We start from the raw sequence: 316 nt of genomic DNA on the forward strand, positions 1-316 counted from the left end.
ACGACCCGCTGGAGGTCGCGGTGCAGATCTTCTCCGTGCGTGGGGGCCGCGTGCGCGGTCAGCGTGGTTGGGTGGCCGACAAGGAGGACGACGCGACGCTGCCCGACCTCGTGCAGCACGCGCTCATGACGCTGTACCAGGACGCGGCGGAGTCGGCCATCCCCAAGCAGATCCTCGTGCCCGAACTGCCCACCGATCTCGAGGCGGTGGAGCAACTGCTCGCCGAGCGCCGCGGTGGGCCGGTCCGTATCCGGGTGCCGCAGCGCGGCGACAAGAAGCGGCTCATGGAGACCGTCGAGCAGAACGCCAAGCAGTC

The 316-nt window shown here is 69.9% G+C and carries 1 pseudogene; it reads left to right on the forward strand.

From position 1 onward, the window contains the following. Nucleotides 1-316: pseudogene (locus D9V41_RS17210) on the forward strand (excinuclease ABC subunit UvrC); the annotation flags it as partial.

The organism is Aeromicrobium phragmitis (genome assembly GCF_003674095.1).
GTDB classification, from domain to species: domain Bacteria; phylum Actinomycetota; class Actinomycetes; order Propionibacteriales; family Nocardioidaceae; genus Aeromicrobium; species Aeromicrobium phragmitis.